Origin of the sequence: Bacillus sp. FSL K6-2944 (genome assembly GCF_038005385.1) — a bacterium.
In the GTDB taxonomy this organism is placed as follows: Bacteria; Bacillota; Bacilli; order Bacillales; family Bacillaceae_G; genus Bacillus_A; species Bacillus_A cereus.
On sequence record NZ_JBBOTE010000001.1, the window covers coordinates 1,255,419 to 1,273,826 of the forward strand.

Below are 18,408 nucleotides of genomic sequence, written 5' to 3' on the forward strand. Positions count from 1 at the left end.
GCTCCTCTTGTACCTATGAAACGAGAAGAAATTATCCCACTTTCCTATGCGCAGAAACGTCTATGGTTTATTGATCAATTAATGCCAAATAGTGCTATGTACAATATTCATGCAGCGTGTCGCTTAACAGGTAAATGGTCAATTGAAGCATTGGAGGTCGGATGGAATCAATTGTTGGAGCGTCATGAATCATTAAGGACGACAATTCTAGAACAAGAGGGTGAACCTTTTCAACAGGTTCAATCTCATGTGTTCAGACATATTCCTCAAACGAATCTAACAGATCTTTCTTTGGAAGATAGGGAAAAAGAAATGCAACGCCTTATTCAAAACGAGGCGGAGGAACCATTTCATTTTGGACAAGATCCTCTGATTCGAACACGAATATTGAAAGTGGACAGGGAAGAATGGGTTCTCATTTGTACGATGCATCATATTATTTCAGATGGATGGTCAATGGGAATCTTACTTGAAGAATGGATGGCTTTTTATGAAGGAGCACTAACCGGAAAACCAGTGGAATTGAAGGAGTTATCTATCCAATATGCAGATTTTGTCATGTGGCAGAAGGAATGGCAAAAAGAGGAGAATTTGAATCAGCATCTTCAATATTGGAAGGAAGAATTATCTGGGGAACTACCGGTTTTACAATTACCGATGGATCGTCTTCGACCTGCAGTTCAAACCCATCGTGGTGCAAGTCAGTCCTTAATAGTGGCGAATTCCCTACAGGAAAAGCTCAAAGATTTAAGTCTGCAAGAAGGATGCACTTTATTTATGACATTGATGGCAGCGTATCAAAGCTTCCTTTCTCGTTATACAGGACAGGACGACATTATAGTTGGAAGCCCAATCGCTAATCGAAATGTGAAAGAGATTGAGGGATTAATAGGATTCTTTGCAAACACGTTGGTTTATCGAGCTGATTTCAGTGAAAATCCGACGTTCCAAGAACTTTTGTCGCAGGTAAGAAAAAAAGCGCTAAAAGCATACGAGTATCAGGACATCCCATTTGAGAAAGTGGTAGAATCCGTAAAACCTGAACGGAATACAAGTCATTCACCAATATTCCAAACTATGTTTACTTTACAGAATACGAAACAAGAGTTTCTTCAGCTATCTGAAAGACAAATGGAACTCATGGAAAGCCATGCTTCTGTTGCCAAATTTGATTTGAGTTTATTTGCTTCTGAGACGGAAGAAGGATTATCACTAACCTTTGAATATAATACTGATTTGTTTAATGATACAACCATTGAGCGTATGGCAAGTCATTTTAAACATTGGTTAAATCAAATTGTCTCTCATCCAAAATGTGTACTATCAGAACTGAATATGTTATCGAAAGTAGAATATAAGCAACTACTAGAGGAATGGAATAAATCGCGTGTTATAGATATGGAAGAAAGTACGATTCATACAATGTTTGAAGAACAGGTGAAAAAAACACCAGAAGCAATTGCAGTAGTGTGCGAAGATGAAGAACTAACATATCGAGAGTTGGACGAACGCTCGAATCAGTTGGCACATTATTTACAAAAAAATGGTGTAACATGCGAATCATTAGTTGGGATTTGCGTTACACGTTCATCTGAGATGATTGTCGGTCTCTTAGGAATTATGAAGGCGGGAGGAGCATATGTCCCAATTGATCCAGCGTATCCGGAAAGTCGACTGCAGTACATTTTAGAAGATGCTCAAATAAAGGTACTGGTGACACAGGAAAAGTTACAACAAAAAATGGTTATACCTAAATTCGTCAACGTGATTTGTATTGATCGTAATCGAGCAGAAATAGAACAAGAAGTAACTACAGTATGTACGAGTGAAGTGACGGGCGATAACTTAGCCTATATTATCTATACTTCAGGTTCCACTGGAAATCCAAAGGGAGTAATGATTGAGCACAGGAATACAGTAACAATGATTCATTGGGCGCATCATACGTATTCCCGAAAGGAATTAGCGGGAGTGTTAGCTTCAACTTCGCTATCTTTTGATTTATCCGTTTTTGAAGTATTTGTTCCCTTAACGATGGGTGGTAAGGTGATTGTCACTGAAAATGCTCTACATCTAGAGAAGTTGTCTACCAAAGGTGTAACTTTGGTTAATACTGTACCATCGGCAGCGAAGGAACTGGTTCGAGCAAAAACAATCCCTTCTTCGGTAAAGGTGATGAATTTGGCTGGAGAACCATTGCCATATTCGCTTGTTCAAGATTTATACGAGAGAAGTACGATCGAAAAGGTGTACAACCTATATGGACCGTCCGAAGATACTACGTATTCCACGTATATGGAACTAGAAAAGTGTGACATGCATAGGGTACCACCAATTGGTAAACCAATATTCAATACAGAAGTATATGTACTGAGTGCCGAACAAAAAATGGTTCCAATTGGTGTAGTTGGTGAGCTATACATTGGTGGATCAGGGTTAGCGCGTGGATATTTAAACCGCCCTGACTTAACGCAAGATCGTTTTATACCGCATCCGTTTAAAGAAGGAGAGCGAGTATACCGGACTGGAGATCTAGTAAGGTATTTACCAGATGGAAATTTGGAGTATGTTGGACGAATCGATCAACAAGTGAAAATTCGTGGGTTCCGGATTGAACTAGGAGAAATTGAAGCGACATTACAAAGGCATACACTGGTTAACGAAGTTATTGTGATGGTGCAGGAAGATTATCCTGGCGATCCGCGTTTGATCGCCTATGTTGTAGGAGACGGGGATGCTCAAAAGTGGCGTGATTATCTCAAGGATCAACTACCAAATTATATGATTCCAGCCTATTTTGTTGGATTAAATGCATTTCCACTCACTCCTAATGGGAAAATTGATAGGAAGGCCTTACCAGCACCAGAGAGACAGGAGATAGCAAGTGGTTATATTGCTCCTCGTACGTCTACGGAAAAAACAATCGTTTCGATATGGCATGAAGTTTTAGGTATGGAAAACATCGGAATTCAAGATTCATTTTTTGAAATTGGTGGCCATTCACTACTCGCTACGCAAGCTGTTTCCAATCTTAAAGAGGGTTTTGGAATCGAGATACCATTGCATGATTTATTTATGTTTCATACGGTGCAGCAATTGGCAGAACAGATTGATCAATTGCTCGATAACAAAAATCAAGAAATGCAGAATGATAGTAAGGAGAATGTAAGTCTTCAAGACTATGTTCAAAAAGAAGCAGAAGTCAGTAATGATGAAGAATTATTGGAACTACTTAAGCAATTAGAGGAGCTATCAGAGGAAGAAGCACAAGGGATATTCGAGAGTAATTTGATTGAGGAAGGGGTAAAAAAATGAGAAGTGATTTACTTGCAAAGCTGAGTTCACTTTCTCCTGAGAAGAGAGCATGGCTTCAGAAGCAAATGCAAAAAAAGGAGAATAAAGAAGCACTCCCGTTGTCTTATGCACAACAACGCTTGTGGTTTATGGACAGATTTAATCCAAACAGTTCTTTATATAATATTCCAACAGTATGGCATCTAAAAGGAAATTGGATACCTGAAGCATTAGAAAAGGGATTCAATCGACTCATTGAACGCCATGAATCATTACGAACTGTTTTTAAAGAAGTAGGAGAACAACCTGTGCAACAAATTGTCGAATTCCTTCCTAGAGCATTACCTGTAAGATATTACTCTCAACTTCCTCTAGAAGTAAAAGAAAAAGAGGTAGATAGTTTAATTGCGAGAGAAGCGCAAGAACCATTTGATTTAATGAATGGTCCTTTAATTCGTAATCAGCTTGTTCAATTAGAGAAGGATGAATGGTTATTACTGTGTACGATGCATCATATTATTTCTGATGCTTGGTCCATTGGTATATTCATGAATGAATTACTTGCTTTCTATGAAGAAGAAACGGGCGGAAATCATGCTAAATTAAGTTCACTATCCATTCAATATGCAGACTTTGCGAAGTGGCAAAAGGAGTGGTTGCAAGGTGATGTGCTAAATCGTCAGCTTACGTATTGGCAGGAAGAATTGTCTGGTGAACTTCCTATCTTACAACTGCCAGTGGATCGACCTCGACCGGTTAAACAGACTTACTCTGGGGCTACGCATCATGTAATTTTTCCTTATAAATTGCTCAGTCAATTGAAGGATATAAGTCGACAAGAAGGATCTACTTTATTTATGACTTTAATGGCCGCATACCAGAGCTTTCTTGCTCGTTATACGGGACAAAAAGATATTCTAGTTGGTAGTCCGATTGCAAATCGAAACCATAAGGGAGTAGAAGGATTAATTGGTTTCTTTGTTAATACATTGGTTTATCGATCAGATTTGAGTGGCACCCCTACTTTTCGGGAGATTTTGAACCAAACAAAGAAAAAGGCGTTAAAAGCTTACGAATATCAAGATATACCATTTGAAAAAATGGTAGAAGCTGTGCAACCTGAACGAAGCATGAGTCATTCCCCTATATTTCAGACCATGTTTACGCTACAGAATATAAAACAAGAACGACTAGATTTGCCTGATAGAAGTATTGAAATGGTAGAAAGTAATATGTCTATTGCTAAATTTGATTTGAGCTTAACTGCCTATGAAGTGGAAGAAGGTCTATTCGTCTCATTTGAATACAACACGGATTTATTTGATAGTAGTACCATTGCACGTATGGCAGGACATTTTGAGAACTGGCTAAATGAAATCACGTATCATCCAGATGAATCATATACAAAGCTGTCAATGTTATCGGATACTGAGCAAAAACAACTCTTAGAAGAATGGAATGATACGGACGTAGTTTATGGTCATGATTGTATGATTCATGAGCTATTTGAGCAACAAGTTGCACGGACACCTGATGCAGTGGCGGTAGTTTATGAGGGTGGAAAGCTAACGTATCAAGAACTAAATGAAAAATCGAATCAATTGGCACATTTTCTACAAAAACGAGGTATCGGACCTGAATCATTGGTTGGTATATGTATTGAACGTTCTCCTGATATGATTATCGGTCTCTTTGGGATTTTGAAGGCAGGTGGGGCTTATGTCCCACTGGACCCAAGTTATCCTGAAAACCGCCTGAGATATATTTTGGAGAATTCACAAATTCAAGTGCTGTTAACAAAAGAGGCACTACAGGACTGGTTACCTAAAGATATTCAAGCAATTTGTTTAGACCGGGATCAAGTGATGATTTCTAAAGAGAGTAATTTAGCTCCGGTAAGTGGAGTAACAGCAAATAACTTAGCCTATATTATATACACTTCGGGTTCGACGGGAAATCCAAAGGGGGTAATGATTGAACATCATTCCGTTATCAACCGCCTACAGTGGATGCAGAAAAAATACCCATTGTCCGGGGAGGATACAATCCTACAAAAGACACCGTTTTCATTTGATGTTTCTGTATGGGAATTATTTTGGTGGTCATTTGTAGGAGCACGTGTTTGTTTACTTCCACCAGGAGGAGAGAAAGATCCTGCGGTGATTGAGGAGTATATTGAACGATATCGCGTGTCCACCATGCACTTTGTTCCGTCGATGTTATCTACTTTCTTAGATTATATGGAACTATATAATTCGAAAAGGGATGTATCGTCTTTAATTCAAGTTTTTACTAGTGGAGAAGCGTTAAACACTGAGCAGGTTCGCCGGTTTAAGGGGATCTTTTACAATGTTCAGCAAACAAAGTTAATTAACTTGTATGGTCCTACTGAAGCAACTGTGGATGTGACTTATTACGATTGTGATTTAGAAAAAGAACCAATGCTTATTCCGATTGGTCGTCCGATTGATAATACAGAGTTGTATGTGTTAGATCAATATCAACAAGTCGTCCCGATTGGTGTGGCAGGGGAACTTTACCTTGGAGGAGTAGGATTAGCACGTGGCTACTTCAATCGACCGGATTTAACTACTGAACGTTTTATTCCGCATCCCTTTAAGGATGGGGAACGATTATATCGAACGGGTGACTTGGTGAGATATATGAATGATCGTAACTTAGAATATATTGGAAGAATAGATAACCAAGTTAAAATTAGAGGATTCCGAATTGAATTGGGAGAAATTGAAGCAGCTTTACATGATCACTCATCTGTAAAAGAGGCAGTCGTGTTGGTGAAGGAAGATCGACCAGGAGATAAGCAGTTAATAGCTTATGTAGTGGGTGAAGGCGATACTGGGGAGTGGCGTGAATATCTCAAGAAGCAACTGCCACATTATATGGTTCCGGCATACTTTTTCAAAATTGAAGTTATGCCACTCACTCCAAATGGTAAGGTGAATCGGAAAGCCTTACTGGAATTAGAAGAACAGTTCATAAGTGAAGATATTACTTCATCACGAACACCAGTGGAGGAGCTTATCGTTTCCGTTTGGAGCCAAGTGTTAGGAATAAAAAATATTAATGTTCAGGATTCCTTTTTTGAAATCGGTGGTCATTCACTACTAGCTACTCAAGTAGTTTCACGTTTACAGGGAATTTTTCAAATTGAATTACCAGTACGTGAACTATTTGAATATACAACGGTGGAGTCACTGGCAAAGCGATTAGATCAGTTACGTAAAGGAGATAAAAAACGAGAGATTCCGCCGCTGATACCAATGAAACGAGGAGAAGCTATCCCACTATCTTATGCCCAACAACGCTTATGGTTCATTGATCAATTTACACCTAATAGTGCCCTTTACAATATACCAATGGTATGCCGCCTTACAGGGAATTGGCTACTTGAAGCATTGGAAACGGGATGGAATCAACTAATAGAACGTCATGAATCACTGCGGACGGTCTTTCACGAAGTGAACGGTCAACCCGTACAGCAAATTGAACCGTATGCTTTTCAATCAATTCCGAAAACGGATTTAACTATGCTTTCTTCTGAAGACCAAGAAGAAGAAGTTAAACGTTTAATTCAACAAGAAACAGAAGTGCCATTTGATTTAACAGAGGGTCCATTAATCAGGACAAGTATTTTGCACGTGGGAGAGGAAGAATGGATACTCCTTTGTACTCTACATCATATCATTTCAGATGGATGGTCAATGGGAATCCTACTTGAAGAATGGATGGCATTTTATGAGAAAGCAACGGATGGAAAGGTAGCGGAACTTGAACCATTACCGGTTCAATATGCCGACTTTGCTCAGTGGCAAAAAGGATGGCTAAAGGAGGAGGTGCTTGATCAACAACTCCAATATTGGAGGGAAGAATTGTCTGGGGAGCTTCCTGTACTCCAACTTCCTGTGGATCGCCCGCGTCCCGCAATACAAACTCATCACGGGTCGATATACACTCTGGTTCTGCCAAGCACGCTACATGATAAATTGAATGAACTTAGTCGAAAAGAAGGGGCTACACTCTTCATGACGCTTTTAGCTGCATATCAAAGTTTTCTATCTCGTTATACGGGACAAGAAGATATCCTGGTCGGAAGCCCAATTGCGAATCGGAATTATAGAGAAATTGAAGGACTAATTGGTTTCTTCGTTAACACGCTGGTTTATCGAGCTAATTTAAGTGGTAGACCGACATTTCAAGATGTACTGTATCAGGTTCGTCAAAAGGCATTGAAGGCGTATGAATATCAAGATATTCCATTTGAAAAAATTGTAGAAGTTGTGCAACCGGAGCGAAGTACAAGTCATTCGCCAATCTTCCAGACTATGTTCATCTTGCAAAATATGAAACAAGAATTACCGGTGTTGTCTAGTAGAAGTATTGAAATGATAGAAAGCTATAGTCCAATTGCAAAGTTTGATTTAAGTGTAATGGCAGTTGAGACGGAAGAGGGATTACTTTTTACTTTTGAGTACAATAAGGATTTATTCAATGCTACTACTATTGAACGGATGGCAGGACACTTTGAGAAATGGCTACATGAAGTTTCTCATCGCCCACAAAATCCGTTGCATGACCTGAGCATGCTATCGGAACCCGAACGTACTTTGTTATTAGAAACATGGAATGACACTGTAATGGAAATGTCTCATCAGGGTCTTATTTGCGACAGATTTGAGGAGCAAGTAGCAAGGCGTCCGGATGCGATTGCGGTAGTTGATCAAACAAAACAGTGGACTTATGGTGAACTGGATACACAAGCAAATCAGTTGGCAAATGTTTTACGGCGAAAGGGAGTAGCCCCAGAGTCAGTGGTAGGAGTTTATCTTCCGAGGTCAGCTGAGCTGATGGCAAGTTTACTAGGCATTTTAAAAGCTGGTGGAGCTTATGTCGTTTTAGATCCGTTGTATCCAAAATCAAGGTTAGAATACATGATTGAAGATGCAGGAATTCAATTTGTAGTGACGGCGGAAGGGCAAGAAGGACATTTCGCACACGTCGAAATGGTGAGGCTAGAAGAATTAACGGTGGAAAGCGTAATCGCACCTACACGTCAAATAAATCCAGAGAACTTAGCCTATATTGTCTATACCTCTGGTTCTACAGGAAAACCGAAGGGTGTCATGGTTGAATATCGCTCATTAATGAATATGGTTTCTTGGCATCAGGAAGTTTATCATATTTCAGCAGAGGATCGTGCGACTCAGATTGCAGGGGTTGCTTTTGATTCGGCTGTCCAGGAGATTTGGCCGTATCTAACTGCTGGCGCAGCACTCTACTTGTCAACAGAGGAACTGAGAATTAATCCAGAAGCACTAAGGGACTGGCTCATCGATTCACGAATAACAGCTAGCTTTGCACCTACGCCTATTCTGGAAAGGCTCTTGAAATTATCTTGGCCAGATAAAACGGATCTTCGTTTTATCATTACTGGTGGGGATCAATTAACGCAGTACCCATCTAACGATATTCCTTTTGCGGTAATTAATCAGTATGGTCCATCGGAAAATACCGTTGTTACCACAGATTGTTATGTACCTGTAGGAGTGACAACAGGTACGCCATCGATTGGTCGACCGATTGCGAATACAGAAGTTTATGTGTTAGATTCTCATCTTCAGCTAGTACCAATTGGTGTAATTGGAGATCTCTATATTGGAGGGAAGAATCTTGCACGTGGATATGCTAATCGTCCGGATCTTACAAAGGAAAAATTTATTCCACATCCTTTCAAGTCAGGAGAACGTCTCTATTATACAGGAGACAAAGCAAGTTATCTTTCTGATGGTAATCTCCAGTTCCATGGCCGTATAGATGACCAAGTGAAAATTCGTGGTTTCCGGATTGAATTGGGAGAAATAGAAGCTGTTTTGCAGGCACATTCTTCTGTGAAAGAAGCAGTTGTATTGGTACGAGAGGATAATCAAGGTGACAAGAGATTAGTAGCTTATGTAGTTGGTGAAGGAAGTGTACATGAATGGCGAGAACATCTACAAACACATTTACCAAATTACATGGTTCCAACAAACTTTATTGAGATGGAAGTTTTACCACTTACACCGAATGGAAAACTTGATTTGAAGGCATTGCCTATACTTAGTGAACAATCCGCCGAAAATACTGTATACCCACGAACTCCGCTGGAAGAACTTATCGCTTCAGTGTGGAGGCAAGTGCTAGGAATAAAAGAAATTGGTGTTCAGGATTCTTTCTTTGAGCTTGGTGGTCACTCTCTACTTGCTACACAAGTGGTCTCACGCTTACAGGAAGTCTTTCAAATCAAATTACCGGTACGTGAACTGTTCGAATATTCAACGGTCGAGGCATTATCGAAACGAATAGATCAGTTACGTAAGGGGAGCGAAAAACGAGAAATTCCACCATTGGTGCCGATGGAACGCGGAAATAATATTCCACTATCTTATGCCCAACAGCGCTTATGGTTTATTGATCAATTTGCACCTAATAGTGCACTTTATAATATGCCAATGGCATGCCGCCTTACAGGGAATTGGTTACCTGAAGCATTGGAGTTGGGATGGAATCAGTTGATAGAGCGTCACGAATCTTTGCGGACTGTATTTTATGAAGAGGATGGCTATCCTGTGCAGCAGATTCAACCGTACGTTTTCCGTCCGCTTCTCCAAATGGATTTAACTAAGCTTTCATTAGAGGAGCGAGAAAGAAAGTTGGAGCAATGGATTCAAACTGAAGTCGAATCTCCATTTGATTTAGAACAAGGGCCATTGTTCCGTGGGAAACTCATAAGAATTTCAGAAGAAGAATGGGTTCTTCTGTGTAATATGCATCATATTATCTCAGATGGATGGTCGATGGAAATCTTACTTCAAGAATGGATGGCATTTTATGAGAATGCGATTGGTGAAAAACAAGCAGAGCTGGAACCACTACCAGTTCAATATGCCGATTTTGCTCAGTGGCAAAGAGAATGGTTGAAAGATGAAGTACTATATCAACAACTTGCATATTGGAAGGAAGAATTATCTGGTGAGTTACCAGTCTTAATGTTGCCAATGGATCGTCCGCGTCCGCCAGTGCAAACCCATCATGGATTAACTCATAATGTTTTGTTGTCACGCTCATTACTGGATAAATTAAACGAACTAAGTCGTCAAGAAGGGGCCACACTTTTCATGACCTTATTGGCATCGTATCAAAGTTTCCTTGCTCGTTATACGGGACAAACGGATATTATTGTTGGCAGCCCAATTGCAAATCGAAATTATCGAGAAATTGAGGGGCTAATTGGTTTCTTTGTCAACACCTTGGTTTATCGAGCTGATTTAAGTAATGCACCGGCATTTCAAGAGTTGTTATCTCAAGTACGGATAAAAGCATTGAAGGCGTATGAGTATCAAGATGTTCCGTTTGAGAAAATTGTAGAGGTTATCCAACCTGAACGAAATACAAGCCATTCTCCGATTTTCCAAACCATGTTTACTTTGCAAAATACGGGACAGAAGCTACCAGAACTACATGGAAGAAATATAGAAGTAATGGAAAGTAATGCTCCAATCGCTAAGTTTGATTTAAGTTTAACAGCTGCAGAAGTGGAAGAGGGTTTATTACTTACTTTTGTTTATAGAACTGATTTATTTGACAGCTTAACTATTGAATCCATGGCTGAACATTTTGGAAACTGGTTGAATGTAATCGTGGAGAATCCTGATAAATCATTAGCTAAGTTGCCTATATTATCAGGATTACAGCAAAAACAGTTGGAAGAGTGGAATAATAATGCTGTAGCATATCTACGGGAAAGTACGATTCATCAGTTGTTTGAAGAGCAAGTAAATCGTACACCTGATGCGGTAGCAGTGGTAGATGAAAAACAGCAGTTAACATATCGAGAGCTGAATGAAAAAGCTAATCAATTGGCCCACTATCTTCAGCAGTGTGGGATTGGGACTGAATCATTAGTTGGAATTTGCTTTGAGCGTTCAGTTGAGATGATTGTTAGTATTATGGGGATCTGGAAGGCTGGAGCAGCATATGTTCCATTGGACCCATCATATCCAGAAAGTCGCATACAATATATTTTGGAGGACACTGAAATTCAAGTATTAGTTACGAATGAGTCATTAGAAGGTTGGATCCCCAAAGAAGTCAAGGCAGTTTGTCTAGATAGGGATCAGGCAATGATTTCAAAAGAAAGCATTCTTTCACCAAAATGTGAAGTAACAGGAGAAAACCTAGCGTATGTTATCTATACTTCGGGATCGACGGGGAACCCAAAGGGGGTCTTGATACAGCATCATTCTGTAATAAACTTGTCGCATGGTTTACAAAAAGAGGTTTTCGAACATGAGATACCATCTAACATGCATGTCGGTTTAAATGCGTCAATTGCCTTTGATGCATCTATTCAGCAATTACAAATGCTGCTTTATGGTTCAAGTTTGTATATTATTCCAAGCGAAGTACGAAGTGATCCGGAGCAGTTTGTAGCTTATATTAGGGAGAACAAGTTAGAAATCTTTGATATAACACCTTCATTGCTTCAATTACTTATAGATGCCGGATTGTTAGAAACGTGCGATTGCGTTCATGTTCCAAGTAAGGTACTGGTTGGTGGTGAAGCAATTATGCCGTCATTATGGGAACAGCTAGTAGAGACTGATAAAATCCAGTTTTATAATGTATATGGTCCTACAGAATGTACGGTTGATGCAACATGCTATCATATCAAAAAAGATAGTAAGAGAGTAACAATTGGGCGTCCATTGCCTAACATCCAAACTCATGTATTAGATAGAAATAGGTTGCCAGTTCCAGTTGGTGTGATGGGGGAACTTTATATCGGAGGAGCAGGTCTAGCAAGGGGGTACTTGAATCGTCCAGAGTTAACATCCGAACGATTTATTTCTTATCCATTCAAAGAAGGCGAGAGGTTATATAGAACAGGTGATCTTGTGAGATATCTTCCTGATGGTAATATAGACTACTTGGGAAGAATGGATAATCAAGTGAAGATTAGAGGATTTCGAATTGAACTTGGAGAGATTGAGTCGACTTTACAAGAGCATGACTTGGTAAAAGAGGCAGTTGTAATGGTTAGGGAAAATCAGTCGGGAGATAAGAGGCTGGTAGCTTATGTAGTGGGCGAAGGCAATTTAGAAGAATGGCGAGAGTATCTTAAAACAAAGCTGCCAATCCATATGATACCTTCCTACTTTGTCGAAATGAAAGAATTACCGCTAACCATAAATGGAAAGATTGATCGGAAATCGTTACCTATACCAGATTATCAAGGAACACAAGAAGGATACGTGGCCCCAAGAAATGAACGTGAACATAAGCTTTCTATCATTTGGGAACGTGTGCTAGGTTCAAAACGTATTGGTATGAATGATAACTTCTTTGAAATTGGTGGAGATTCAATTCTTAGCATTCAGATTGTCGCGCGCGCGAAGCAAGCTGGTTTACAATTGACACCAAAACAAATATTTGAACACCAAACGATTGCTGAGTTGGCGCAAGTAGTCAAAGAAGAACAAGGTGTACAAGCTGAACAAGGAATTATAACTGGAGAGACGATACTTACACCTATTCAGCAAAGGTTTTTTGCACAAAATCATCCTAACCCACATCATTGGAATCAATCCATGTTCTTCAGAACGAAAGAGAAATTGGACATAGGATCACTGGAAAAGGCGGCAGGTAACCTTCTACTTCATCATGATGCTCTGCGTTTAAGATATGAACGTTTACCTAATGGGGTTTGGAAACAGTGGAATGAAGGAATAGAAGAACAATTGATGCTTACTGTCATTTCATTAGACGAAGTGCCGGAAGCGGATTGGCATCAGGTTATTCAAAAAGAGATTAATGTTGCACAAGAAAGTTTGAATTTACATGAGGGTCCGCTAATGAGAATGGTGTATTTTGATGAAGGTGAGCACGCTGGCCGATTATTTTGGACAATTCATCATTTAGCCGTGGATGGTGTTTCTTGGCGAATTTTATTGGAAGATTTGCAAACAGCATATACGCAAGTAGTCCAAGGTCAGAAAACTCAATTACCTATGAAGAGTACATCTTTTAAAGAATGGTCGGAGAAATTACATCATTACGCTGAAACTGGACTATCAAAAGAAGTGCTACATTACTGGGAGGAGCAGGCTGAACAAGACGTAGTTAAATTGCCGGTAGATGGTACTATAAGTAATCCAGTAAGCGCAGTAACTGAGGAAATTACTGTGGTGTTAAATGAGAATGAGACCCGTATGTTATTGCAAGAGACTTTAAGCATTCACCGTGTCCAAATCAATGAAGTATTATTAGCAGCATTAGTACAAGCTACGGCAGCATGTACGGGGCAGCCGATATTGAGCGTAGATTTAGAGGGACATGGTCGAGAAGAGATTATTGAAGATGTTGATTTATCGAGAACTGTGGGATGGTTTACAAGTATTTACCCAGTTCATTTAAATATTACTAGTGCTAATACCCCAATTGCAGCATTAAAAGCAGTTAAAGAACAAGTTCGCAAAATTCCTAATAAGGGTGTTGATTATGGGGTGTTGCGTTACATGAACACAACAATGTGTGAGCCATTAAGCTCCCAATATACACCGTCTATTAGTTTTAACTATCTTGGACAATTTGACCAAATGTTTTCTAGCGATGCAATGTTTATTCCGGAGAACGAATTTAAGCGTTTAGATCATGCTGCCGGTTCCAAGCGATCGCATGTAATTGATGTAATTGGGGTTGTAACGGATGGAAAACTTCAGTTCACTTGGGTATACAATGTTGGACAATTTGCCAAATCAACGATTCAAAGTATTGCACAGAATATGCTATATCAACTGAGTACATTGATTCAATTTTCAGATAGAGAATCTGCACTGACCATTTCGGATTTTGCAATGGCTAATCTTAGCCAAGAAGGTTTGACAAATGTACTAAACAAAATGCATCGCGGAAAGAACAATCAGATTACTGATTTATATCCACTATCACCTTTGCAAGAAGGTATGATTTTCCACACATTGCATGACCAAGGGGATGAACATGTTGCACCGTATATAGTGCAATTGAGTTTTATGATTCGAGGAAAAATGAATATTTCTACATTTGAGCAGGCGTGGAAATCTGTAATTCAGCGGCATGAAATTTTTCGTACAGCATTTGTATGGGACGAAATTGAAGAACCTGTACAAGTGGTTTATGAAAATATCCCATTTAAAGTGAACAAAGAAGACTGGCGTACAATGACAAGTGAAGAGATAGAGGAAAAAAGAAAAGTCTTTTTGGCATTAGATCGAAAACAAGCCTTCCAATTTGATGAAGCACCATTGATGCGGGTAACAGTCATTCAAGAAGGTGAGGAAGAATATCGGATTGTTTGGACCCATCACCATATTTTACTGGATGGATGGAGTTTACCATTAGTATTTAATGAATTACTTACAGTCTATCAGAAGAGAATGAATGGAGAAGCTGTGAAGTTACCTAAGTCCTCACCATATAAGAAATATATCCAATGGTTAAGAGAGCAAGATAAGGAGCAGGCGGAACAATTCTGGAGAGAGAAGCTAAAAAGTTTTACTGCGCCAACTTTGCTGGGCTTAGAAAGTAAAGAGGAAGAAAAAGGTTACACAGAGAAGGTTACGTATTTATCAGAAGAGCAGACTCAAGCGTTACAAGGATGGGCGAAACGCAATAAACTTACTTTGAGTACAGTAATTCAAGGTGCATGGGCATATCTCATGAGCCGATATAGTGGAGAAAATGACATTGTTTTTGGTGTAACAAGCTCAGGGCGTTCTACGGAGATTATTGATGTTGAAAACATCGTAGGTCCTTTCATTACAACGTCACCGACGCGAATTCAATTGATGGATGATATAAAATTAATAGATTGGTTGCAGAAGATACAAGAGGAAGAGATAGAAAGAAGACAATATGAGTATGCTTCTTTGACAGAGATTCAGGGGTGGAGTGAAGTTCCTAGAGGAATACCGCTGTTCAATAGTTTATATGTGTTTGAAAATTATCCAGTGAAAGAGGAGTCTTCAGAAAATCTGGAAATTGGTGAATTGGAAGGGGTAGAACAAACCCACTACCCATTAGGGTTAGCTGTAGTTCCAGGAATCCAGTTATCGTTAAAGTTAATGTATGACCGTAGTAAGTTTAATAGAGTAACCATTGAACGAATGCTGGGTCATTTACACCAAGTGTTAATGCAAATGCTCAAAAACATTGATCAAAATCTATCGGAGCTAGTATATATTACGGAAGCTGAACAAAGAAAGCTATTGGAAGAATGGAATAATAATACTATATCCTATCCACGTGAGAATGCAATCCATCAACTATTCGAAGAGCAAGTAAATCGTACGCCTGACGCGTTGGCAGTGGTAGATGAAAAACAGCAACTAACATATCGAGAGCTGAATGAAAGAGCTAATCAATTAGCCCATCATTTACAGAAATGTGGAATTGGGACAGAGTCATTAGTTGGCCTTTGCTTTGAGCGTTCAGTTGAGATGGTTGTTGGTCTCATGGGAATTTGGAAGGCTGGAGCAGCCTATGTTCCATTAGATCCATCGAATCCGGAAAGCCGCCTGCAATATATTTTAGAAGACACGGGAATTAGAGTGTTAGTTACAAATGAGGTATTACTAGGATGGATACCTAAAGACATCAAGACAGTTTGCCTAGATAGGGACCAAGCAATGCTTTCTCAAGAAAGCAAACTTTCACCAATATGTGAGGTAACAGGGGAAAACTTAGCGTATGTTATCTATACTTCTGGTTCGACAGGGAATCCAAAGGGGGCTTTAGTACAGCACCATTCTGTAATAAACCTATCCTATGGTTTACAAAAAGAAGTTTTCTCACATGACATACCTAGTAATATGCGCGTCGGTTTGAATGCGTCAATTGCCTTTGATGTATCTATTCAGCAATTACAAATGCTGCTGTATGGTTCAAGTTTATATATTATCCCAAGTGAAGTTCGCACTAATCCGGAACGATTTGTGTCTTATATTAGGGAGAATAAATTGGAAATGTTTGATATGACACCTTCATTACTTCAATTACTTATAGATGGAGGATTACTAGAAACAAGTGCTGATGTTCATGTACCAAGTAAGATATTAGTCGGTGGTGAAGCAATCATGCCGTCATTATGGAAACAGCTAGTAGAGACTGAAAAAATTGATTTTTATAACGTATACGGTCCTACAGAATGTACGGTTGATGCAACGTGTTATCATATCGAAACAGATAGTAAGAGAGTTACAATTGGACGTCCGTTGCCGAACGTTCAAACTTATGTATTAGATAAAAATTTGTTACCTGTTCCAGTTGGTGTAACAGGTGAGCTATATATTGGTGGTGCAGGTATAGCGCGAGGATACTTGAATCGTCCAGAATTAACAACAGAGCGATTCATCCGTCATCCATTTAATGAAGAAGAGCGTTTATATCGTACGGGAGATTTGGTTCGTTATTTACCTGATGGTAATTTAGATTACTTGAGAAGAATTGATAATCAAGTGAAAATTAGGGGCTTTCGTATTGAACTTGAAGAGATTGAAGCGAGTATAGAGAGGCATCCATTGGTAAAAGAAGCAGTAGTTTTGGTAACAGAGGATAAATTAGGAGAGCAGAGATTGGTTGCTTATGTAGTTGGAGATGGAAGTATGCATGACTGGCGTGAATATCTCAAGACACAAGTACCGAATTATATGGTTCCCGCACACTCTATAAAGGTAGACAAGATTCCTCTTACACCGAATGGAAAAGTTGATCGAAAGGCATTGAACAGTTTAACAATTCAAAGAGAAAATAATTTGTCTACACCAATCATTCCAAGGGATGAAATTGAATATCAGTTGATTAAAATCTGGCAGGATGTGTTACAGATAGAAGATGTCTATGTAAATGATGATTTCTTTAATAGAGGGGGACATTCTCTCCTTGTAATTAAATTGATTTCAAAAATTAAGGAGAAGTTTGGAAAAGAGATTAAGGTGTCTACATTGATTAAGAATCCAACAGTGGAAGGAATCGCATGCCTTATTCGTGATAAGCATGATATGACGAAATCAGTAGTAGCGCTAGTTCCACTACAAGAATCAGAGAAAAGACCTTTCTTCTGCGTTCATCCGTTTATGGGGAATGTATTCTGTTACATTCAACTAGCAAGATTGCTTAAGAACCATTGTTCATTTTATGGTTTACAGAATCCTCTTATAGAAAAGAAAGAAATTGACGAGTTAACTTTGCCGGAAGTAATTCAACTTTACACCGAAGAAATCAAACGTGTTCAGCCAGAAGGTCCATATCGTCTTGGAGGATGGTCTTTAGGCGGTGCAATTGCTTATAAAATCGCAACTGTACTAAAGAATCAAGGTGAGGAAGTTGAGTTGTTGATACTAATGGATACTAAAGTACCTTCAGAGCAGGACTATAAAACAAGAGAAGAAATGCTCTCATATATATATGAGCATTTCATTCCTAGAGATTTTACTGAGCAGGAAGAAGGCCTCATCCATAAACAAGATATGCTTGTGGAGCGATTAATTATGGAGGGAGTACTCCCGCCTGATGCAGATCTTATGAATTTGAAGCAAGTTATCAATGCTCATAGGAAATGCCTGAACTTAATGGCAGAGCATGATTTAATACCATACTCTGGAGAAGTTCTCTACTTTAGTGCTGAGGAAGGAAAAGAGTTGTTTACAGATTGGGGACCTTTATTAAAAGGTAGAGTAAATAGGTATTCAGTCCCTGGATCACATGAGGAAATAGTAGATTCACCTGCAGTTGAAAAAATAGCTATGTATCTACTAAATGAATTTGAAGGAATAAAAGAGAAGTCCATTTTATTAACGGAAAAGTAGAGAGTATAAAAGATGCAAAGCAATGAACGAAAAGGGGAGACCAATACCTGCATATCAAGTGTAGGGAATAATGAATATATTAAGAGCATTACTTTTTAAGGGGATAATGTAAAAAGTAATTGGTAGAGACATAGAAATCTTTGTAATAGAAGCGAATGCCTGATGATATCCCTGAGGGAAGGTGCATATTTTCATTGATATGTAAATATGCACC

Annotated in this window: 1 protein-coding gene and 1 pseudogene; both read left to right on the top strand. The window is 39.1% G+C overall.

The window, feature by feature from the left end; translation table 11 throughout:
• Window positions 1-36 precede the first annotated feature (36 nt).
• Window positions 37-3,315: pseudogene (locus tag MHH55_RS36385) on the top strand (non-ribosomal peptide synthetase); the annotation flags it as partial.
• A complete protein-coding gene (locus MHH55_RS06460) occupies window positions 3,312-18,194 on the top strand; it encodes a non-ribosomal peptide synthetase (protein WP_078186867.1) in 14,883 nt (4,960 codons plus the stop codon). The pseudogene MHH55_RS36385 and the gene MHH55_RS06460, both read left to right, overlap by 4 nt.
• Window positions 18,195-18,408: the final 214 nt, after the last annotated feature.

Excerpts from the sequence above, each read along its gene's own strand:
- MHH55_RS06460 (WP_078186867.1), top strand. The coding sequence starts at position 3,312 with ATGAGAAGTGATTTACTTGCAAAGCTGAGTTCACTTTCTCCTGAGAAG.